Source organism: Streptomyces sp. SID5469 (assembly GCF_009862865.1).
Taxonomy (GTDB): domain Bacteria; phylum Actinomycetota; class Actinomycetes; order Streptomycetales; family Streptomycetaceae; genus Streptomyces; species Streptomyces avermitilis.
Window position 1 is genome coordinate 3,709,001 of record NZ_WWIN01000001.1, and the last position, 22,119, is coordinate 3,731,119.

Consider the following 22,119-nt stretch of genomic DNA (forward strand, 5'->3'; position numbering starts at 1 on the left):
GTACCGGCCCTATTCCGGGCTTACTTCCAGCGCGTGGCCGACCAGGGCCAGCAGGGTCTCGATGACCGAGATCCGGCGACGCGCGTCCATGATCATGACAGGTATGTGTGCAGGCACGGTGAGGGCTTCGCGCACATCCTCCGGCTCGAACTTCTCGCTGCCGTCGAAGTGGTTGACCGCCACGACGTACGGCAGTCCGCAGCTCTCGAAGTAGTCGAGCGCGGGGAAGCAGTCGGACAGGCGGCGGGTGTCGGCGAGGACGACCGCGCCGATCGCGCCGCGCACCAGGTCGTCCCACATGAACCAGAACCGCTGCTGGCCCGGCGTGCCGAAGAGGTAGAGCACCAGGTCGTCGTCGAGCGTGATGCGGCCGAAGTCCATGGCCACCGTGGTGGTGAGCTTGTCCGGCGTCCCCGTCAGGTCGTCGGTGTCCTCACTGGCCTGGGTCATCAGCGCCTCCGTCTGGAGAGGCGTGATCTCCGAGACGGCGGTGACCAGCGTGGTCTTGCCGGCGCCGAAGCCGCCCGCCACCACGATCTTCGTGGCGATCGGGGCGCGCGTGCGGTCCGTCTGCCAGGCCTTCAACTCCTCGTCCGGTTCGACGAGATCAGAGACGTCAGAGACGACGGAGTCCACTCAGCACCCTTTCCAGCAGAGCGCGGTCAGGCTGTCCGGGGCCATGACCGGTTCCGTACACACGGATCTTTCCCTGGTCCGCGAGGTCGCTGAGGAGCACACGGACCACGCCGAGCGGCATCCTCAGCAGCGCGGCGATCTCCGCCACCGTGCGCATACGGCGGCAGAGCTCGACGATGGCCCGCATCTCGGGCATCACTCGGGTGTTGAGTGAACCATTGGTGAGTTCGCGCCGCTCAGCCGGGGCCTCCAGTGCGGCCACGAAGGTCTCGACGAGCAGGACGTGGCCGAAACGGGTGCGGCCGCCGGTGAGCGAGTAGGGGCGTACGCGGGCGGGCTTGCGGCCGCCACCGCGGACCGGGAGCTTGTTCGCGGAGGACTTGTCGCTCGTACTCATCGGGCACTCCCGGTCGACTCGTCCTCCAGTGATTTCCGAAGCTCGCTGCGGAGTTCGGGCGTCAGCACATGTCCGGCCCGGCCGACGAAGAGCGCCATGTGGTACGCCACCACGCTCATGTCGCAGTCCGCGGAGCCGTGCACGCCGAGCAGTGAACCGTCGCTGATCGACATGACGAAGACGCTGCCCTCGTCCATCGCGACCATCGTGTGCTTGACGGCTCCGGAGTCCATCAGCTTCGCGGCGCCGATGGTGAGGCTGCCGATGCCGGAGACGATGGTGGCGAGGTCGGCGGAGGAGCCTCGCGGGCCCTTGGGCCTGCCCTCCAGGCCCGCCCGTGCCTCCGCGTTCCGCCCGGGGTCGGAGGAGAGCAGCAGCAGGCCGTCGGAGGAGACGACCGCGACCGACAGCAGCCCCGGCACCTCCTCGACGAGGTTCGTCAGCAGCCAGTGCAGATTGCGGGCTTCGCTGCTCAGGCCGAAGGTACTGGGCGCGGTCAACTGCTTGCCTCCTCGACAGTGCCCCCCGATGCTTCTACGTCCTGTGCGGTGCCGTGTGGTGCGGTGTGCTCGGGTGCCGGCCGATCAGTGGGCCGGCCCGTGGACCGGTCCGCGGGCCGGTCCGTGGGCGCCTTCGTCTCGGCCGTCTTCTCGGCGATCTCGGCCTCGATGACGCGCTGACCGCTCCTGGCGCCCTGGTGGAAGCCGCCGAGCCTGCGGCGCAGGGCCTCGGCGTCGACCCCGCCGGGCCGCTGGCGCGGTACCGGAGCGGGAGCGGAGATCTTGGGGGTGCGCTTGGGGAGACCCTTGGCGGTGAGGCGGGGGGTGCCGGGTTCCTCGGCCGCGGACGGCGCCTCCCCCTCGTCGACAGTGCGCTCGTGGGCGTCGGGCCCGATGGCGAAGGGGTCGGTGGCGGTCCGCGCGGGCAGCCCGGCGGCCGGGGCGGGTTCCTCGGCCGCGGGTACCGGGGCCAGCAGCTCCATCGTGGTCTCGGGGGACGTGGGCTCGGGCACCTGCTCGGGCTCGGGCTCCGGCTCGCGTCCGGCGCTTTCTCCCGTTACGGCGTCCTCGTCACGCTCCCGCACCGCCCGCTCGGCCGCCGCGATCAACGGGTCCTCGCCGGCCGCGGGCTCCGGCACGACGGCCGTGGAGTCCGGAGAATCCGGGGAATCCAGGGAATCCGGGGAGTCCTGTTCGGCGGCCGTGGAGTCCGGTACGGCGACCGTCGAGCGGGCGTACAGGACGTTGGAGTTGGCCTCCGCGTCGGCGCCCGGCAGTGACAGTGAGGCGGCGCCGCCGGCCAGCGGTCCGGTGGTGGACACGACGGCCTCGGGGGCCGAGGCCAGCAGTGTCCCGGGCAGCACGACGACCGCGGCGACACCACCCTGCTTCTGCTCGCGCAGCTGCACGCGGACGCCGAGCCGGTGAGCGAGGCGGGCCACCACGTACAGACCGAGGCCGAGGCCCTCGCCGCTCTCCTGGTCGTAGGCGTCCTCCGGATCGAAGTCCGCGAGCCGGGAGTTGAGCTGGCGCATCCGCTCGGTGGTCATGCCGATGCCCTCGTCCTGCACGGAGAGCATCACCTCGCCGTTCTCCAGGAGCCAGCCCGAGACCTCGACGGAGACGTCCGGCGGTGAGAACGACGTGGCGTTCTCCAGGAGTTCCGCGACCAGGTGCGAGAGGTCGTCGGCGGCGAAGCCGACCAGGTGCGCGTGCGGCGGCAGCGCCGCGATGCGGACGCGCTCGTACCGCTCGATCTCGCTGACCGCGGCGCGGACGATGTCGACGAGCGGGACCGGGCCCGCGTGCTGCTGTACGTGCTCGGCACCGGCCAGGACGAGGAGGTTCTCGCTGTGGCGGCGCATGACCGTGGCGAAGTGGTCGAGCTTGAAGAGCGTGGCCAGCCGGTCCGCGTCCTGTTCACGCTCCTCCAGGCCCTCGATGACGGCGAGCTGGCGCTCGACGAGGCCGAGGGTGCGCAGGGCGAGGTTGACGAAGGTGCCGTGAATGCTCTGCCGGACCTGCTCCAGGTGGGCGGTGGCCGTCGCGATCTCGGCGCGCAGCTGCTCCCGGTCGTCGGCCATCGTCTGCCGCTGCCCGATGAGGTGCTTGCGGTCCGCCTCGAGGGTGGTCTGCCGCTCGTGCAGGGCGACGGCGTGCGCGTGCAGCGCGTTGACGGAACGCACCACCTGGGCGAACTCGTCGTTCCGACCGGTGAACTTGACCGGTTCCTCGGCGGCCGGGTCGGCGGCGAGGCGGGCGGAACCGCGGCGCAGGACGGAGAGCGGTCGGGTGAGCGTGCGGGCCATGGCGGTCGCGATGCCGAGGGTGACCAGTATCAGGGCGCCGAGCAGGGCGACGCGGATCTCCAGCGCGGTGACGTCGTCGTCGCGCAGCTGGGCGAGGTCCTTGCCGCGGTGCTCGTAGAGGGACGACTCGACGCCGCGCATCAGCTCGACACGGGCGGACAGGGCCGCGTCGAGCTTCTTGACGCTGATGCCGAGTTCGGAGTCGGAGAGGGTGGGCTGGTCGGTGAGGCCGGCGAGGTACTTCTCGGCGGAGGCGACCTCGGGGCCGTTGACCGTGGAGTCGTACGAGGCGCGGGCGGCCTGGGGCGCGGTGTCACGGAAGTCGGCGATCGCGGCGTCGGAGCGGACGGCGGCCTGCTGGGCGGCGGCGGTCAGGGCGTCGCGCTGCTTGGTGTCGGCGGCCGAGGAGCTGTCGCTGGTGGTCGGCAGACCGGTCGCCGGGTTGATCGTGGTCTGGGTGGAGCGCGGGATGTTCAGGGCGGCCAGCAGCAGACCGCGGGCGGCGGCGGACTGCTGGACGGCGCCGTCGAGTTCGGCGAGGGCGTGGGCGCCGGAGCCCGCGCGGGGCGGCAGTCGCTCGGCCAGCTCCTCGGCGAGGGCGTGGAGTTCGGTGATGGTGGCCGAGTACGCCTGATGCGCTTCGAGAGCGGTGCTCTTGCCGGTGAGCGCCGCTCTGCGTACGGCGTCGATGGCGTCGAGGTCCTTGCGCAGCGCGGTGGGCGCGTCAGGGTCCGCGCGCACTTCCTCGACCTGCCGGTCGACGCGGGCGCTCTGCTGCTCGGCGGGGGCCTTGGACTTGGGGCGCCCGGCGGCCACGTAGGAGGTGACCTCGTCGCGCTCGTCGGCCAGGGAGTGGGCGAGGGTGAGCGCCTGCTGGGTCTGTCCGGTGAGCGTCACCAGGTTCTGGGAGTCGTTCAGTTGGCCGGAGGCCGCGACGACCGAGGGGGCGCCGGCCCCCGCGACGGCGGCCGCGACCACGGCGACGGCGATGATGAGCCGATTGCGCACATGAGCAGCACGACCCTTGCCCGCGGACTCGGACGAGGCGCCCTCTTCGGGGGCCGTCTGCTTGCCTGTGCGCCGAGGCCGCGTCTTCTGCACCGGTGCTCGCATTCCTGACTCGTATTGCTCATGGGCCCGGGTGACGTTCCGTCAGCTGGGGTGTAGTCGTCCCGGTACGGCTCCCGACCCTCCCAGTGCCGGTGGGCAGTGATCTCACTTCACCTGACCCGCCACCCGAAGGAGTGAACCTCGGTGGGGAGTTGCCGGGCAAGTTCCTCTGGCGCGTGCGGCGGCCTTGTACGGCGGGCCGGTTGGACGTCGGCGGCGCGCTTTGGCAGTATTCGCCGCCACGCTCCACCGGAGTAGATCATTCCATGGCAAAACCGGCGGTTGGCCTGCGGGGTCGTTCCCGTTCGGCGACCGTTGCCAGCCTTTCGTGAGCCTTGTGAAGAGCTCGTGCAGACTGGCCGGATGCGTACTGAACTCGTCTCGGAATCCGGTGATCCGGCCCGCCCCAACGAGGACTTCGCCGCACTCGCGCTTCCGGCCTCAGGACAGGGCGGCACGCTGATCGTCCTGGACGGCGTGACGCCGCCGCGGGGGGAATACGGCTGTCTGCATTCCGTTCCGTGGTTCTGCGCACGCCTCGGCGGAGCACTGACCGAACTGTCCGTTTCCCGCCAAGATCTGGCGTTGCCGGAAGTCCTCGCGCACGCCATTCGCGCCACCGCGCGGGCCCACGCGGACACCTGTGACCTTTCTCACCCGCGCACACCGCAGGCGACCGTCGTCCTGGCCCGCTGGTCCGAGACCGTCATGGAGTATCTGGTCCTGTCGGACTCGGTACTGCTGACCGAGGCGCCGGACGGCACGGTCACCGCCGTCCTGGACGACCGCCTGTCCCGCCTGCCCCGCACGTCCCTCGTCACGGACGCCGTCGCCGACGCGACGGTCCGCAACAAGGAGGGCGGCTTCTTCACGGCGGCGGCGGACCCGTCGGTCGCGGCGCGCGCGGTGACCGGCACGCTGGACCGCGGCGCGGTCCGCGCGCTGGCCGCCCTGACGGACGGTGCGACCCGCTGGACGGAGAAGTTCGCCGAGGGCGACTGGAAGGCTCTGTTCACGGTCGTGCGCAAGGAGGGCGGACAGGCCCTGGTGGACCGGGTGCGGGCGCTGGAGCGCGCGGACAGCGAGCGGCGGGTGCACCTGCGCCGCAGCAAGACGCACGACGACGCGACGGTGGTGTTCGTGGAGTGGTGAGACCTGAGTGCCCGCGCCGCCCCCGCTGAGTACGCGTACTCATGGGCCGCGCCGCTCCCGCCCAAGGGCTATGTGCGCTACCCGAAGGACCGGACGCCGGCGCACGTCGGCGACAAGTGGGACGAGTACTGGAGCACGGTGTTCGTCGACGGCGACGGCAACATCGTGACGAAGTAGACGAAGTAGACGAAGTAGACGAAGTAGACGAAGTAGACGAAGTAGACGAAGTAGACGAAGTGGTCGAAGTGGTCGAAGTAGAAGAAACAGATGAAGTAGAAGGAGAGGCCGACGCGCTCGGCAGGGTCCGGGCGGCGGCTACTTCTCCATACCGAGATTCAACTGGTGCAGCAGCCGGGCCAGTTCCGCGACCTCGCGCTGGTCCCAGTGGGCGAGCTGGCTGACGTAGCGCGCCCGCCGGGCCTCCCGGACCCGGCCGACGCGCCGCCGGCCCTCCTCGGTGAGGTGGACGAGCCAGGCGCGGCCGTCGGCCGGGTCCGGTTCGCGGGCGACCAGGCCGAGGTCCTCCAGGGCGCGCAACTGGCGGGACATCGTGGCCTTGCCGACGCCGATGTAGGCGGCGAGTGCCGTGGCCCGCTGGCGGCCGCACTCGTCCAGACGCACGAGGAGTCCGTACGCGGCGGATTCCAGGTCCGGGTGGACTTCGCGGGCCATCTCGCCCTGGTTGGCGCGGGCGCGGCGCAGAAAAACGGTCAACTCACGTTCCAGGGACAGGAATTCGCGGTCCCCTTTCCGGCCCGTCCCCTGGTCCACACCACTCCCCGGCAAGCCGGTTCCGACCGGACGCCCGGCGCCGTTCCCGTCCTCGTGCACGTCAAGCCCCTGACCCGGTTTCCCGATGCTGAAAGTTTCCGCCAAAAGTGTCCATTGACGCAGCTCCCCCAGTATTTCGCAGGCGTAGACCAACGGCAGCCTCCGGCCCCTCTTCCCAGCCGGTCTTCTACGTGCGTAGCTTCTTTATCAGGCAACGACTGGCATGCCCACGCCATCACAGGTCGACAAGGACCTGACCCCCCACGAAGGCCGCATGCCCCCGCGCTTTCCCCCCACCGAGTTCCACCGAGCGCTTCGGAGGCACGCAATGTCCGTGCACAGATCCGGAACGGCCCACCGCCCACGCCTGCTCGCGGCAGGCATCCTGCTCGCCGCGTTCTCCCTCCTGTTCACCCACCCGGCTCCGGCGGCCACCACCCCCGCCCGCGGCTCCGCCTACATGGGCATGGGAGTCCTGGCCCACGACGGCCGGAACGGCACCCCCAGCACCGGTGACGCCACCCAGACGGAAGGGGTGGACGTCTCCAGCCACCAGGGCAACGTCGCCTGGTCGACCCTGTGGAGCAGCGGGGTCAAGTGGGCCTACGCCAAGGCGTCGGAGGGCACGTACTACACGAACCCGTACTTCGCCCAGCAGTACAACGGCTCGTACGCCGTGGGCATGATCCGCGGCGCGTACCACTTCGCCACCCCCGACACCACGACCGGCGCCACCCAGGCCGACTACTTCGTCGACAACGGCGGCGGCTGGTCCCGCGACGGCAGGACGCTGCCGGGTGCGCTGGACATCGAGTGGAATCCGTACGGCGCCGCCTGCTACGGCAAGTCGCAGAGCGCCATGGTCAGCTGGATCAGCAGCTTCCTCACCCGGTACAAGGCGCGTACCGGACGGGACGCCGTGATCTACACGGCCACCAGCTGGTGGACCCAGTGCACCGGCGACTACGGCGGCTTCGGCACCGCCGACCCGCTGTGGATCGCCCGCTACGCCTCCGACCCGGGCACGCTTCCGGCGGGCTGGTCGTACTACACGATGTGGCAGTACACGTCGTCCGGACCGACGGTCGGCGACCACGACAAGTTCAACGGAGCACTGGACCGGGTGCAAGCGCTGGCGAACGGCTGACGCGGCTCCTGAAGGACTGCTGACGCGGATCAAGACCGGGAAGGCCCGGGCCCCTCGCGGGACCCGGGCCTTCACCGACCGGTCACGTCCGTCACGCCGCGACCGGAACCTCCGGTGCCGCGCCGTTCGTCGCCGGGGACAGCGCCAGCTCCAGGACCTGGCGGACGTCCGTCACCGCGTGGACGTCCAGCTTCTCCAGCACCTCGGCCGGGACGTCGTCCAGGTCGGGCTCGTTGCGCTTGGGGATGACCACGGTCGTGATGCCGGCCCGGTGGGCGGCCAGCAGCTTCTGCTTGACGCCGCCGATGGGCAGCACCCGCCCGGTCAGCGAGACCTCACCGGTCATCGCCACGTCCGTCCGCACGGGCCGTCCGCTCAGCAGCGACGCCAGCGCCGTCGTCATCGTGACGCCCGCGCTCGGCCCGTCCTTCGGGACCGCGCCCGCCGGGAAGTGGATGTGCACACCCCGGTCCTTGAGGTCGCCGACGGGCAGTTCGAGCTCCGCGCCGCGGCTGCGCAGGAAGGAGAGCGCGATCTGCGCGGACTCCTTCATCACGTCACCCAGCTGACCGGTCAGGGTCAGACCGGCCGCGCCCGTCTCCGGGTCGGCCAGCGACGCCTCCACATAGAGGACGTCGCCGCCCGCGCCGGTGACCGCGAGCCCGGTGGCGACACCGGGAACGGCCGTACGGCGCTCGGCGGGGTCCTGGGCGGACTCGGGCACGTGGTGCGGCCGCCCGATCAGCCCGCGCAGATCCGCGTCCGCGACCGTGAACGGCAGCTTCCGCTCGCCCAGTTCGTGCTGGGCCGCGACCTTGCGCAGCAGGCGGGCGACGGCACGCTCCAGGTTGCGTACACCTGCTTCTCGGGTGTACTCACCGGCGAGCTTGCGCAGCGCGCTCTCGTCGAGCGTGACCTCGTCCTTCTCCAGTCCCGCCCGCTCCAGCTGGCGCGGCAGCAGGTGGTCCCGGGCGATGACGACCTTCTCGTCCTCGGTGTAGCCGTCGAGGCGGACCAGCTCCATACGGTCGAGCAGGGCCTCCGGGATGGCTTCGAGCACATTGGCCGTGGCCAGGAAGACGACGTCGGACAGGTCGAGTTCGACTTCCAGGTAGTGGTCGCGGAAGGTGTGGTTCTGGGCGGGGTCGAGGACTTCGAGGAGCGCCGCGGCCGGGTCGCCGCGGAAGTCGGAGCCGACCTTGTCGATCTCGTCCAGCAGGACCACCGGGTTCATCGACCCGGCCTCCTTGATGGCGCGCACGACCCAACCCGGCAGCGCGCCGACGTACGTACGCCGGTGTCCACGGATCTCGGCCTCGTCGCGAACGCCGCCGAGGGCGACGCGCACGAACTTGCGCCCCATCGCGTGGGCGACGGACTCGCCGAGCGAGGTCTTGCCGACGCCGGGCGGTCCGACGAGCGCGAGCACGGCACCGCCGCGCCGCCCGCCGACCACGCCGAGTCCCCGGTCCTGGCGCCGCTTGCGCACCGCCAGGTACTCGGTGATGCGCTCCTTCACGTCTTCGAGACCGGCGTGTTCGGCGTCCAGGATCGCCTTGGCGCCCTGGATGTCGTACGCGTCCTCGGTCCGCTCGTTCCACGGCAGTTCGAGCACGGTGTCGAGCCAGGTCCGGATCCACGAACCCTCGGGCGACTGGTCGCTCGCCCGCTCCAGCTTCTCGACCTCCTTGAGCGCGGCCTCGCGGACCTTCTCGGGGAGATCGGCGGCCTCGACCCGGGCGCGGTAGTCGTCGGACTCCTCGCCGTCCTGCTCGCCGTTCAGCTCGCGCAGTTCCTTGCGCACGGCTTCGAGCTGCCGGCGCAGCAGGAACTCGCGCTGCTGCTTGTCGACGCCTTCCTGTACGTCCTTGGCGATGGACTCGGCGACATCCTGCTCGGCGAGGTGCTCGCGCAGCTGCTCGGTGGCCAGCTTCAGACGGGCGACCGGGTCGGCGGTCTCCAGGAGCTCCACCTTCTGGTCGGTGGAGAGGAAGGGCGAGTATCCGGAATTGTCGGCAAGGGCGGAAACGTCGTCAATGGCCTGCACCCGGTCCACGACCTGCCAGGCGCCGCGCTTGCGCAGCCAGCTGGTGGCGAGGGCCTTGTACTCCTTCACCAGTTCGGTGACGTGTCCGGGCAGAGGGTCGGGCACGGTCTCGTCGACCTGTGTGCCCTCGACCCACAGGGCGGCGCCGGGGCCGGTCGTCCCCGCGCCGATCTTCACCCGTCCACGCCCGCGGATGAGCGCGCCCGGGTCGCCGTCGGCCAGCCGGCCGACCTGCTCGACGGTGCCGAGCACACCGGTGCCCGGGTACGCCCCGTCGACGCGGGGCACCAGCAGCACCTTCGGCTTGCCGGGCTCGGACCGCGCGGCGGCCTGGGCGGCCTCCACGGCGGCGCGCACGTCGGCGTCGTTCAGGTCCAGCGGGACCACCATTCCGGGCAGCACGACCTCATCGTCGAGCGGCAGCACAGGCAAGGTGAGCGGTGTGGACGTCGAAGCCATGATCTCCCCTTCGGCAGTCAAGTTGAGCTATACCGACTCAATGCAGGTGAGCCTTGGATTGTTCCCCGGGGAGTGTTCGCTCTCAGCGATCATCGGAAATCACCGGATGCGCGCCGACCGCAGGGGTGCGGAGGCGCGGAAGTTCTGCCAGGCGAACCAGGTGCTTCGCCACGGAATTCCGAGGACCGGCGCGCACGACCTCGCTATAGTCACTCCGTAATACCTAAACAGCTTAAGTGGCCATTACCAGGGGTGACGGTGAACGAGCTTGTACGGACCTGGGTGGACGGCTGGGTCGTCTCGCGCGGGGCGGCGCCGCCCGTCGTCGAGCCCTGGGGGTACACCGTCGACGTGGGGCAGCCGGAGCACATCACGCGGCACGTCCTCGCGGCGACGAACGACGGGGTCGAGCGGGCGGCGGTCCGGAAGGTGGCGGGGGCGGTGACCGGGGCCGGGGTGTGGCTCAAGGTTTTCGCGGACCCGGCGGTCGTCGGGCCGTGGCTGGGCGAGGGATGGTGGGTGGACCCCGAGCCCGCACACCTCATGTCGGTTTCTCTGAAGCCGGTCTCCCTGAGGGGTGCCGAAGCCTGCGCCGGGGCGGCCGCGGCGGACCGGGCCGTGCCCGAGGGCTACCGGCTGCGCGCCTGGTCTCGCGGAGGCGTCACCCGCGTGATCGTCGCCGCGCCGGACGGCTCCTGGGCCGCGCGCGGCCAGACCGCCCCGACCGGCGCGACGGCGGTCGTCGACCAGATCGAGACCTCCCCCGCCCACCGCCGCCGAGGACTGGGCACCCTTGTGCTGCGCGCGCTGGCGCGGGCCGCCGTCGATCAGGGCGCGGAGACCGGCGTCCTCGCGGGAACACCGGAGGGACGGGCGCTGTACGAGACGCTGGGGTGGACGGTGGCGGCACCGCTGACGAGTGCGAAGTTCACCGGGGCATGACGATCACGCCGCCGCAGACCGGCGACCGGCCACCGGCGACCGGCGCGAGGTTCACGAGAGTCGGGGCGGAAGGACAGAGACAAGGACGGGGCTAGCAGTCGGACGCGTTCGCCGCAGCGGCGGGACGGCTGGACGTACGCGCACGCTGCCACCGCCGCACCACCGGCCACATCCCGACCCCGATCGACAGCGCCATCAGGTGCCCCCAGTCCGTCATCGGATCCGCGAACTCGACCAGGTCGGCGACCAGTGACCCGCCGAAGACGACGAGGATCGTGCAGCGCGGCCAAGGTGTCAGCAGGCCCGCCAGCGCGCCGACGCACGCCGCGACGCCGAAGCTGATGCCGTAGTCGAGGCGGTGCAGGGAGCTGCCGGGCAGATGGCCGGCGAGGACCGCGAAGCCGACCGGGACCTCGGTGGCCAGGGTCGCGAGCACATGGCCGAGCAGGAACACGCCCGCCGTGCGCCGGCCCCCTGTCCGCCGCTCCAGAGCCGTGAGGACGAGCAGGAAGCCGAGCGCGTACGGCGACGTCACCCCGCCCGCGACCCACAGCGCGCTCGCCACCAGCACCAGCAGCGGATCCCGCATCAGATGCGCGACATCCGTACTGGATGCCTGGTGCAGGACATGCACGAACGACGGATCGGCGTACTCCGCGACCAGGGACGTGGCGACGAGGACGAGCGCGTACGCGAGAGTGAAGGGCGTACCGAGCGGGCTCGGCAGCAGCAGCCACAGGCGTGGAAGCCGGCGCGGCACCGACCGCGCGACGGACGGCGGCACCGGGGCCGGTCCGGCGGACGACGACGGCGCGGAGGCCGGGGACGGGACCGCTCCGGCGGACGGCGGCACCGCGAGGGGCGTCGTGCGCTGCCGCGGCAGGCCGTCCAGCGGGGGCGCGCCCGACTCCGGGGCCATGAGCGCGGCGTCAGCCGTCGCGACAGCGCGGTCCACAGTGCGGTCCACGTGCGGCGCTCCTTCCGTCGCGCCCCACACTTCGTGTCGCATGGCATCGCTGTCTATGACCGACACCACCCGCAACGCGATTCACAGCAGGGAGTTCCGGGTCGACGCACGGGAGTTGAAATTCCCGGGACCGTCCTGGTGAAAGTTGCCAGGATGGGCCCATGACCACCTCGTACGACTCTCCCGTAGTCATCGACCGTCGCGAGGGCCCTCACGGCGAGGTCGTGCTGCGCCGCCACGGAACGCTGCTTCAGATCATCGCCAACGGGTGCTTCCTGATGGACACCTCGGACGGACGCTCGGAGCGGCTGCTGGTGGACGCGGCCCGCGACGCACTGGACGAGCGGCCCGAGCCGAGCGTCCTGATCGGCGGCCTCGGCGTCGGTTTCTCGCTCGCCCACGCCGCCGCGGACGCCCGCTGGGGCCGGATCACCGTCGTGGAACGCGAGCGGGCCGTCATCGACTGGCACCGCGACGGACCGTTGTCCACGCTCTCCGCGCCGGCGCTCGCCGACCCGCGCACCGAGATCGTGGAAGCTGATCTCGTCGCCTACGTCAATGAGACATCCGCCACGTACGACGCCCTGTGCCTGGACATCGACAACGGACCCGGCTGGACGGTCACCGAGGGCAACGACAGCCTGTATTCGAAGGCCGGACTGGCAGCCTGCGCACGGGTGTTGAAGCCCGGTGGGGTGCTAGCGGTGTGGTCGGCACAACCCTCTCCGGATTTTGAAGGAACCCTACGGAATGCCGGGTTCCTAGGGGTGCGTACCGAAGAGGTCCCCGTTGCCCGGGGCGTTCCGGACGTCGTACATCTCGCTGTCAGACCTGGATAGCCGAGCGAAGGTGACTGCCCGTACTCTGCTCACCTGACGCAGATCATTCAAGCGTCAAGCGCAGTCATGGGATCACCCCACGGATTCCGGAAAGCACACCTCAGGGGCGGGCGATGGAGCAGACACACACCTCCCACAACGGCGCGGCGGCGACGCCCGGCGCTCAACGCCGGGTTCTGGTGGTCGAGGACGACCCGACGATCGTCGACGCCATCGCGGCCCGTCTGCGCGCCGAGGGATTCCTCGTGCAAACGGCAGGCGACGGTCCCTCCGCCGTCGACACCGCGGAGGCCTGGCAGCCCGACCTGCTGATCCTCGACATCATGCTGCCCGGCTTCGACGGCCTGGAGGTCTGCCGCCGCGTGCAGGCCCAGCGCCCGGTGCCGGTGCTGATGCTCACCGCGCGCGACGACGAGACCGACATGCTCGTCGGGCTCGGGGTCGGCGCCGACGACTACATGACCAAGCCGTTCTCGATGCGGGAGCTGGCCGCGCGCGTGCATGTGCTGCTGCGCCGGGTCGAGCGGGCCGTGGTGGCCGCCACGACGCCCCGCACCGGCATCCTGCGCCTCGGTGAGCTGGAGATCGACCACGCGCAGCGCCGGGTGCGGGTGCGCTCGGAGGACGTGCACCTGACGCCCACCGAGTTCGACCTCCTCGTCTGTCTGGCGAACACCCCGCGCGCGGTGCTCTCGCGCGAGCAGCTGCTCGCCGAGGTGTGGGACTGGGCCGACGCGTCCGGCACCCGGACGGTGGACAGCCACATCAAGGCGCTGCGCCGAAAGATCGGGGCCGAGCGCATCCGTACCGTGCACGGCGTGGGCTACGCGCTGGAGACCCCGACGCCATGAGCGACGGGCCGGCCGCACGGAGGGGCCCCGGGGATCCCTGGGGCGGAGTACGCCCGTTCTCGATCAAGACCAAGCTGGGCGCGCTGGTCGTCATCTCGGTGCTGATCACCACAGGCCTGTCGATGATCGCGGTGCACACCAAGACGGAGCTCCGCTTCATCACGGTCTTCTCGATGATCGCCACACTGTTGATAACGCAGTTCGTGGCGCATTCGCTCACCGCGCCGCTGGACGACATGAACACGGTGGCCCGGTCCATCTCGCGCGGTGACTACACGCGGCGGGTGCGCGAGAACCGCTGGGACGAGCTGGGTGACCTGGCCCACACGATCAACCTCATGGCCGACGAGCTGGAGGCCCAGGACCGCCAGCGCAAGGAACTCGTGGCAAATGTCTCCCACGAGCTGCGCACCCCCATCGCGGGCCTGCGCGCGGTCCTGGAGAACATCGTGGACGGCATCTCCGCCGCCGACCCCGAGACGATGCGCACGGCCCTGAAGCAGACGGAGCGACTGGGACGGCTGGTGGAGACCCTGCTGGACCTCTCCCGGCTGGACAACGGCGTCGTCCCCCTCCGCAAGCGCCGCTTCGAGGTGTGGCCCTACCTGTCCGGCGTCCTGAAGGAGGCCAACATGGTCGCCTCGGCACGCGCGAGCCTGGCGACGGGCTCCGGCAGCCACACCCGCACGGACGTCCATCTGCACCTCGATGTGTCCCCGCCCGAGCTGACCGCGCACGCGGACCCGGAGCGGATCCACCAGGTCGTCGCCAACCTGATCGACAACGCGGTCAAGCACAGCCCGCCGCACGGGCGCGTGACGGTCAAGGCCCGGCGGGGCCCCGCACCCGAGTCGCTGGACCTGGAGGTCCTGGACGAGGGCCCGGGCATCCCCGAGTCGGAGTGGCACCGGGTCTTCGAGCGGTTCAACCGCGGCGCCGTCAGCGCGCCGCACGGCCCGGGCAGCGACGGCGGTACGGGCCTGGGGCTCGCCATCGCGCGCTGGGCGGTCGATCTGCACGGCGGCCGGATCGGTGTGGCCGAATCCCAGCGGGGCTGCCGGATCCAGGTCACCCTTCCGGGACTTCCCTCTCTGCCAAGTTGACGTAAAGTTCGAACCGGAACCACAAGATCCACGAGCGTCCGCCGTGGCGGACACGTGTGATCAGGCAGAGGGCCGCGTGAGTCGTACCGCGACCCTGTCCCGACGTACCCCCTCCGGCCCGGAACCCCGCTTGTTTCCCGCCATTTCCACAGCCGAAACACGGTTTCCGATGTGACTTGCGCGACGTTGGACGGACCCGACCTGACCTTCCCGGCCATGGGGGCGTAGCCTTTATTTCCGCTGTCCATCACCTTGTGAAGCGGAAGAGGGCGGTTGCCGCCGTGTCGCCACAGTCCCCCAGTAACTCGAGCATCTCGACCGACGACCAAGCCGGGAAGAACCCCGCTGCGGCCTTCGGACCCAACGAGTGGCTCGTCGACGAGATCTATCAGCAGTACCTCCAGGACCCGAATTCGGTAGACCGAGCCTGGTGGGACTTCTTCGCCGATTACAAGCCGGGCGCAGCTGCCGCCTCGGCTCCGGCGGGTACTGCGGCCGCGGGGGCCGCAGAGACCACCACGCCGGCTCCGGCCGCGCCGACCGCTGCGGCCCCCGCCGCTCCCGCGGCACCGGCTCCGGCCGCCCCGGCACCGGCTCCGGCCGCTCCGGCTCCCGCGGCCGCTCCGGCGGTCCCGAAGCCCGCTGCCGCGGCTCCGGCCCCGGCCGCCGCGAAGCCGGCCGCCGCCGCGCCCGCCCAGCCGAAGGCCGCCGCGGCGACCGAGGCCGCCGAGGGCCCCACGTTCGTCCCGCTGCGCGGTCCCGCCGCCGCGGTCGCGAAGAACATGAACGCCTCGATCGAGGTGCCCACGGCCACGTCCGTGCGCGCGGTCCCGGTGAAGCTGCTCTTCGACAACCGCATCGTCATCAACAACCACCTGAAGCGTGCCCGGGGCGGGAAGATCTCCTTCACCCACCTCATCGGGTACGCGATGGTGCAGGCCATCAAGGCCATGCCGTCGATGAACTGGCACTACGCGGAGAAGGACGGGAAGCCCACCCTCGTCAAGCCCGCGCACGTCAACTTCGGCCTCGCCATCGACCTGGTGAAGCCCAACGGCGACCGCCAGCTCGTCGTCGCCGGCATCAAGAAGGCCGAGACGCTGAACTTCTTCGAGTTCTGGCAGGCCTACGAGGACATCGTCCGCCGCGCCCGTGACGGCAAGCTGACGATGGACGACTTCACCGGTGTCACGGTCTCCCTGACCAACCCCGGCGGCCTCGGCACCGTCCACTCGGTCCCGCGTCTGATGCCCGGCCAGTCGGTCATCATGGGCGTCGGCTCCATGGACTACCCGGCGGAGTTCCAGGGCACCTCCCAGGACACCCTGAACAAGCTCGGCATCTCGAAGGTCATGACGCTCACGTCGACCTACGACCACCGGGTGATCCAGGGCGCCGCGTCCGGCGAGTTCCTGCGGATCGTCGCGAACTTCCTCCTCGGCGAGGGCGGCTTCTACGACGAGATCTTCGAGGCTCTGCGGATCCCCTACGAGCCGGTCCGCTGGCTCAAGGACATCGACGCCTCGCACGACGACGACGTCACGAAGGCCGCCCGCGTCTTCGAGCTGATCCACTCCTACCGGGTCCGCGGCCACGTCATGGCCGACACCGACCCGCTGGAGTACCGCCAGCGCAAGCACCCCGACCTGGACATCACCGAGCACGGCCTCACGCTCTGGGACCTGGAGCGCGAGTTCGCGGTCGGCGGCTTCGCGGGCAAGTCCCTGATGAAGCTGCGCGACATCCTCGGCGTGCTGCGCGACTCGTACTGCCGCACCACCGGCATCGAGTTCATGCACATCCAGGACCCCAAGCAGCGCAAGTGGATCCAGGACCGCATCGAGCGCTCGCACTCCAAGCCGGAGCGCGAGGAGCAGCTGCGCATCCTGCGCCGCCTGAACGCGGCGGAGGCCTTCGAGACCTTCCTCCAGACGAAGTACGTCGGCCAGAAGCGCTTCTCCCTGGAGGGCGGCGAGTCCGTCATCCCGCTGCTGGACGCGGTCATCGACTCCGCCGCCGAGTCCCGCCTGGACGAGGTCGTCATCGGCATGGCCCACCGCGGCCGCCTGAACGTGCTCGCCAACATCGTCGGCAAGTCGTACGCGCAGATCTTCCGCGAGTTCGAGGGCAACCTCGACCCGAAGTCGATGCACGGCTCCGGCGACGTGAAGTACCACCTGGGCGCCAGCGGCACCTTCACCGGCCTGGACGGCGAGCAGATCAAGGTCTCGCTGGCCGCCAACCCGTCCCACCTGGAGACGGTCGACCCGATCATCGAGGGCATCGCCCGCGCCAAGCAGGACATCATCAACAAGGGCGGCACGGACTTCACGGTCCTGCCGGTCGCCCTGCACGGTGACGCGGCCTTCGCGGGCCAGGGCGTGGTGGCCGAGACCCTGAACATGTCGCAGCTGCGCGGTTACCGCACGGGCGGCACGGTCCACATCGTCATCAACAACCAGGTCGGCTTCACGGCCGCCCCGGAGTCGTCGCGTTCGTCGATGTACGCGACCGATGTGGCCCGCATGATCGAGGCGCCGATCTTCCACGTGAACGGCGACGACCCCGAGGCCGTCGTCCGCGTCGCCCGCCTGGCCTTCGAGTTCCGCCAGGCGTTCAACAAGGACGTCGTCATCGACCTGATCTGCTACCGCCGTCGGGGCCACAACGAGTCCGACAACCCGGCGTTCACGCAGCCCCTGATGTACGACCTGATCGACAAGAAGCGCTCGGTGCGCAAGCTCTACACCGAGTCCCTGATCGGCCGGGGCGACATCACGCTGGAAGAGGCGGAGCAGGCGCTCCAGGACTTCCAGGGCCAGCTGGAGAAGGTCTTCACCGAGGTCCGCGAGGCCATCTCCACCCCGGGCGAGGCGCCGGCTCCCGAGCCGCAGCCCGAGTTCCCGGTGGCCGTGCCGACCGCGGTCTCCCAGGAGGTCGTGAAGCGGATCGCCGAGTCCCAGGTCAACATCCCCGACCACGTCACCGTGCACCCGCGGCTGCTGCCGCAGCTTCAGCGCCGTGCGGCGATGATCGAGGACGACACGATCGACTGGGGCATGGGCGAGACCCTGGCCATCGGCTCGCTGCTCCTCGAGGGCACCCCGGTCCGTCTTTCGGGCCAGGACTCCCGCCGGGGCACGTTCGGCCAGCGCCACGCCGTCCTGATCGACCGGGTCACGGGCGAGGACTTCACCCCGCTCCAGTACCTCGCGGACGACCAGGCGCGCCTGAACGTCTACGACTCCCTGCTCTCCGAGTACGCGGTCATGGGCTTCGAGTACGGCTACTCGCTGGCCCGCCCCGACGCCCTCGTGATGTGGGAGGCGCAGTTCGGTGACTTCGTCAACGGCGCGCAGACGGTCGTCGACGAGTACATCTCGGCCGCCGAGCAGAAGTGGGGCCAGACGTCCGGCGTCACCCTGCTCCTCCCGCACGGCTACGAGGGCCAGGGTCCGGACCACTCCTCGGCCCGTATCGAGCGCTTCCTCCAGCTGTGCGCGCAGAACAACATGACGGTCGCCCAGCCGACGCTCCCGTCGAACTACTTCCACCTCCTGCGGTGGCAGGTGCACAACCCGCACCACAAGCCGCTGGTGGTCTTCACCCCGAAGTCGATGCTGCGCCTCAAGGCCGCCGCCTCGAAGACGGAGGAGTTCACCACGGGCGCCTTCCGCCCCGTCATCGGCGACGACACCGTCGACGCCGCCGCGGTCCGCAAGGTCGTCTTCTGCGCCGGCAAGCTGTACTACGACCTCGAGGCCGAGCGGAAGAAGCGCGGCGCCACGGACGCAGCGGCTGCCGAGACCGCGATCATCCGCCTCGAGCGCCTGTACCCGCTGCCGGGTGCCGAGCTCCAGGCGGAGATCGCCAAGTACCCGAACGCCGAGAAGTACCTGTGGGCCCAGGAGGAGCCGGCGAACCAGGGCGCATGGCCCTTCATCGCCCTCAACCTGATCGACCACCTGGACCTGGCGGTCGGCGCGGACGTTCCGCACGGGGAGCGACTGCGGCGCATCTCCCGCCCGCACAGCTCTTCGCCGGCCGTGGGTTCCGCCAAGCGGCACCAGGCTGAGCAGGAGCAGTTGGTGCGAGAGGTGTTCGAGGCGTAGGTCTCGGACACACACCGACACCGAGGGCCCGGCTCCGAGTTCTAACGACTCGGGGCCGGGCCCTCGCTTTGTACCTCAGGTCGGCTGCGGTTCGAAGTCCCAGTACGGGCGGTTGCGGGAGCGGGCCGAGACGGTGTGGACGTGTCGCGAGCCCAGCGTCGCGGCGAGATCCGCAAGCACCTCCTGCTCGATCTCCTCGGCCCGCCGGTGCTCCCTCAGGCCACGCAGGTCCGCGGCCTGGGCCACCCGGGCGGACAGGGTGAGGGGGTGGGTGCGGCCCAGTGCGTCGGTGGCCCGTGCGACCGTGCTCCCGCTCAGCTCGGCCGCCGACTCGACGTCGCCGATGAATTGACGCACGGCGGCGGCGTTGATGGCGCAGCCCAGGGTCCAGGGGTGGCTCTCGCCCATCGCCGCCGCCATGGCCGTCAGCGCCTTCTCGGCCCCGAAGCGCGCCTCGTCGCGTGCGCCGACCTGGCGCAGGAGCAACACGTGGTTGGCGCGGGCGCCGATGGTGAACGGATGTCCGTCGGTGAGCATCGCTTCGTAGCGGGCGATGAGGGATTCGCTCGCCGCGCCCGCCTGGTCGATGTCGCCGTACTCGCGTGCGAAGCAGCTCTGGCTGACGGCCGCGGCCAGCGTCAGGGGGTCGGTCTCGCCCAGGGTCCGCTCGTAGCGCTCCAGTACGCGGGAGAAGAGCTTCCCCGCCTTTTCCCGGTCGCCGGCGCGGTACTGGCACAGCGCGAGGTTGTGCTCGGCGCGCAGGGTCTGCGGATTGTCGGAGCCCATCACGGCGCGCTGCGCCCGCGCGTTCGTCGCCTGGGCCGACTCCGCCTCGGCGTAGTGGCCCAGCAGACGCAGGTCTGTCGCGCAGGAGGTCTCCGAGAGGAGGATTCCGGGATGCCGCCCGCTCAGCAGCGCCCGACGTGCCTCCAGCGTCCGCCGGTCGACGTCCAGCGCCTCCTCGTAGCGGCCGAGCAGCCGCAACGAGAACCCCAGGTCGTGCTGAGCGTCGAGGGTCCGCGAGTCCTGTTCCCCGAGGAGGTCGAGGCAGCTCGTGAGCAGCCGCCGGGTCAGCTCCAGCGCCTCCCCGTAGCGGCCGAGACCCCGCAGGTCGGCGGCCAGGCCGGCAGCCGCGCGCAAGTGGTCCGGGTCCAGCTCCCCGCGCTCTTCCCGCAGGTGCTCGACGGCCGCCCGGTCGACGGCCTCCGTCCGCCGGTAGTCCCCGGTCGAGCGCAGCAGGTTGGTGTGGTGGGCGGTCAGCTCCCAGATCACGGGATGGGTGTCACCGAGCAGTTCCCGCCAGGCTTCCAGGGCGCGCTCGGCGAGCTCGACACCGGCCGCGTACCGGCCCGAAAGGTGAAGGTAGCCGAGGCAGTTGAGGACCAGCCGCTGTACGCCGGGGTCAGGACTGTCGAGTACGTCCGCGTACTTCAGGTGCGGGACGATCTCCGCGTACTCGCCCCAGTGGCGGGTGTCGGTGGGACGGCCGGGGTCCGCGCTCGCCAGTGCGCGCCGCACGACGGCGGCGAACTCATGCCGCTCGTCCTCCGGCATGTCGTTGCGGACGATCTGGTGCACCATCCGGTGCAGGTACAGCGACTCCCCCGAAGAGGTGCTCCCGTCGGTGGCCGCCTCATGGGACTCCAGACGGACGACGGAGTACTGACGCAGTTGGTGGATCGCCTTGTTCCACAGCAGCCGGTCGTTGAGCAGCCCGGTGATCGTCTCCGGCAACTCGTTGTGCGGCATCTCCCTGAGGAACCGTACGGGGATGAGGCCGGGAGCGAAGAAGGTGCACAGACGCAGCAGGTCGACGGCCTCCGGGACGGTCTCGCGGACCTTGTTCAGCAGGATCGACCAGGCCGTCCGGAACGCGATCGGGAAGTCCGCGGAGACCTTGACCACGTCCTGGTCGATGCCTCCGTCCAGCAACGCGATGTACTCCCCGACGGACAGGTCCGAGTCGTTGAGCCAGCCCGCGGTCTGGTCCAGCAGCAGCGGCAGATCCTCCAAGGCCTCCGCGAGCCGGTCGGCGTCCGCCTCCGCCAGCCGTGGTGCGCGGCGCCTGATGAAGGCCACCGATTCGGGCCGGTCGTAGACCGGGACTTCGAGCAGTTCGCTGTTGTGTTCGCCCCACTTGAGGTTGCGGGAGGTGATCAGTACGTGCCCCGGTCCCGTGGGCACCAGGTCCTCGATCTGGTCCGGGTCGTCGGCGCCGTCCAGGATCAGCAGCCAGCGCGCGTACGGGTCGCCCCGGCGCAGTGAATCCCGCACCGCACGCAGCCGCTCGCCGTACTCGGCACCCGTGGACAGGCCGAGTCGCGAGGCGAGTTCGGCGAGTGTCTGCCGGAACACCCCCCGGTTGTCGGCGCCGACCCACCACACCACGTCGTACTCGGAGCTGAACCGGTACACGTACTCGACCGCGAGCTGGGTCTTGCCCACGCCTGACATGCCGTGCAGCGTGAGGACGCCCGCACCCGGCTCGGCGCCCTTCAGCAGGCTGTAGGCGTCGCTCAGCAGCGACTCACGTCCCGTGAAGCGGGTGTTGCGGCGCGGCACTCCGCCCCACACCTCGGGTGTGGCGGCCGGAAAGCGCGGCCCGCGCCGCTCGCCGCCCGAGGCCGCGGGCAGCGAGTCACCGGGCAGACCGACGAGCCGGGCCAGCAGTCGTCGTTCGGCCTCGTCGGCGCCCGTGTCGGTCAGATCGACCGCGGCGAGCACCGCCGCGGCCGAGGGCACGGGCGCGTTGGTGACCGAGACGGCCACGAACCGGGACGGGTCGGGCGCCACGACCTCCCGGAGGGCCTCGTTCCACTCGTCGTGGGAGCGCAGGCCCAACTGGAAGTACCACTCGCTGACGACGATGAGGATCCGGCCCTCGGCGAGTTTCAGATCGCGCAGCAGATCAATCAGCGGGATGTCGGCCGGCACATCCCAGAGCATGAGTACGGCGCGCACACCCCACCGCTCCAGACGGTCTCCGATCCAGGCCGCCCAGGCCCGGTTGAACCCGGCGTAGACGATCGTGACACTCGATGCCGCACCAGGGACATCCGCAGGGGCGGCCGCGGACCGATCGCCTGAAACCGGGCCCGTCGCGTCGGCTTCGGCCCCGTGGACCGAGGTGCGAGGGGCTTGCGTTCCCCTGGCCGGGGAGGTCTCCGGGACCCGCTCGGCAGCCACCCTCAGCCGCGCCACCTCGTCGCGCAGACTGCCGAGTTCGGCCTGTTGCCGGGCCCGTTCCTGCTCGGCGGCCGCGGACTCCTCGGCGGCTG

15 protein-coding genes are annotated in these 22,119 nt (G+C 70.6%); 7 read left to right on the forward strand and 8 right to left on the reverse strand.

All coding sequences use genetic code 11. The features are described 5' to 3' along the window. Positions 1-9: 9 nt before the first annotated feature. The 4 genes from GTY58_RS15555 to GTY58_RS15570 are packed head-to-tail and all read right to left on the reverse strand — an operon-like array spanning position 10 to position 4,442. Positions 10-636, reverse strand: coding sequence for an ATP/GTP-binding protein (locus GTY58_RS15555; RefSeq protein WP_010984391.1), 627 nt, complete (start codon positions 634-636; stop codon positions 10-12). Next, entirely contained in the window at positions 617-1,033 is a 417-nt protein-coding gene (locus GTY58_RS15560) for a DUF742 domain-containing protein (RefSeq protein ID WP_010984392.1), read from the reverse strand. The genes GTY58_RS15555 and GTY58_RS15560 overlap by 20 nt, the downstream gene beginning before the upstream one ends. Continuing rightward, on the reverse strand, positions 1,030-1,533 hold the full coding sequence (locus tag GTY58_RS15565; RefSeq protein WP_037648963.1) for a roadblock/LC7 domain-containing protein: 504 nt from the start codon (positions 1,531-1,533) through the stop codon (positions 1,030-1,032). The genes GTY58_RS15560 and GTY58_RS15565 overlap by 4 nt, the downstream gene beginning before the upstream one ends. Beyond that, the gene (locus tag GTY58_RS15570; RefSeq protein ID WP_062804693.1) at positions 1,530-4,442 is read right to left on the reverse strand and encodes a nitrate- and nitrite sensing domain-containing protein; all 2,913 of its coding nucleotides are present in this window, start codon (positions 4,440-4,442) and stop codon (positions 1,530-1,532) included. The genes GTY58_RS15565 and GTY58_RS15570 overlap by 4 nt, the downstream gene beginning before the upstream one ends. 372 nt (positions 4,443-4,814) lie before the next feature. Here GTY58_RS15570 and GTY58_RS15575 point away from each other — a divergent pair, with 372 nt between their 5' ends. Next, on the forward strand, positions 4,815-5,603 hold the full coding sequence (locus GTY58_RS15575) for a protein phosphatase 2C domain-containing protein (protein ID WP_010984395.1): 789 nt from the start codon (positions 4,815-4,817) through the stop codon (positions 5,601-5,603). 315 nt (positions 5,604-5,918) lie between these two features. Here the strand turns inward: GTY58_RS15575 and GTY58_RS15580 are convergent, their stop codons facing one another. Next, on the reverse strand, positions 5,919-6,374 hold the full coding sequence (locus GTY58_RS15580; RefSeq protein ID WP_255253740.1) for a MarR family transcriptional regulator: 456 nt from the start codon (positions 6,372-6,374) through the stop codon (positions 5,919-5,921). Between the two features lie 328 nt (positions 6,375-6,702). Between GTY58_RS15580 and GTY58_RS15585 the strand changes: the two genes are divergently transcribed. Further along, positions 6,703-7,521, forward strand: a complete 819-nt coding sequence (locus GTY58_RS15585; RefSeq protein ID WP_010984397.1) for a lysozyme — start codon at positions 6,703-6,705, stop codon at positions 7,519-7,521. 91 nt (positions 7,522-7,612) lie between these two features. Here the strand turns inward: GTY58_RS15585 and lon are convergent, their stop codons facing one another. After that, positions 7,613-10,027, reverse strand: a complete 2,415-nt coding sequence (gene lon, locus GTY58_RS15590; protein ID WP_042493107.1) for an endopeptidase La — start codon at positions 10,025-10,027, stop codon at positions 7,613-7,615. Between the two features lie 258 nt (positions 10,028-10,285). Between lon and GTY58_RS15595 the strand changes: the two genes are divergently transcribed. Beyond that, positions 10,286-10,969, forward strand: a complete 684-nt coding sequence (locus tag GTY58_RS15595) for a GNAT family N-acetyltransferase (RefSeq protein ID WP_037649055.1) — start codon at positions 10,286-10,288, stop codon at positions 10,967-10,969. A gap of 91 nt (positions 10,970-11,060) precedes the next feature. Here GTY58_RS15595 and GTY58_RS15600 read toward each other — a convergent pair whose 3' ends face one another. After that, complete coding sequence (locus tag GTY58_RS15600; protein WP_242432315.1) at positions 11,061-11,936, reverse strand: rhomboid-like protein; 876 nt, start codon at positions 11,934-11,936, stop codon at positions 11,061-11,063. Positions 11,937-12,097: 161 nt separating this feature from the next. Between GTY58_RS15600 and GTY58_RS15605 the strand changes: the two genes are divergently transcribed. The 4 genes from GTY58_RS15605 to GTY58_RS15620 all read left to right on the forward strand — a co-directional run bounded on the left by GTY58_RS15605 (position 12,098) and on the right by GTY58_RS15620 (position 18,841). After that, complete coding sequence (locus GTY58_RS15605; protein ID WP_010984401.1) at positions 12,098-12,775, forward strand: spermidine synthase; 678 nt, start codon at positions 12,098-12,100, stop codon at positions 12,773-12,775. A 113-nt stretch (positions 12,776-12,888) separates the two neighbouring features. Further along, positions 12,889-13,626: a response regulator transcription factor gene (locus GTY58_RS15610; protein WP_010984402.1), complete on the forward strand. Its 738-nt coding sequence runs from the start codon at positions 12,889-12,891 to the stop codon at positions 13,624-13,626. Beyond that, the gene (locus tag GTY58_RS15615) at positions 13,623-14,729 is read left to right on the forward strand and encodes a HAMP domain-containing sensor histidine kinase (RefSeq protein WP_010984403.1); all 1,107 of its coding nucleotides are present in this window, start codon (positions 13,623-13,625) and stop codon (positions 14,727-14,729) included. Before GTY58_RS15610 ends, GTY58_RS15615 begins: the two co-directional genes overlap by 4 nt. A 281-nt stretch (positions 14,730-15,010) precedes the next feature. Continuing rightward, positions 15,011-18,841: a multifunctional oxoglutarate decarboxylase/oxoglutarate dehydrogenase thiamine pyrophosphate-binding subunit/dihydrolipoyllysine-residue succinyltransferase subunit gene (locus GTY58_RS15620; RefSeq protein ID WP_010984404.1), complete on the forward strand. Its 3,831-nt coding sequence runs from the start codon at positions 15,011-15,013 to the stop codon at positions 18,839-18,841. Positions 18,842-18,916: 75 nt separating this feature from the next. On the opposite strand, the gene fxsT is transcribed toward GTY58_RS15620, so the two are convergent. Then, on the reverse strand, positions 18,917-21,868 hold the full coding sequence (fxsT, locus tag GTY58_RS15625) for an FxSxx-COOH system tetratricopeptide repeat protein (protein WP_159029024.1): 2,952 nt from the start codon (positions 21,866-21,868) through the stop codon (positions 18,917-18,919). Between the last annotated feature and the right edge of the window lie 251 nt (positions 21,869-22,119).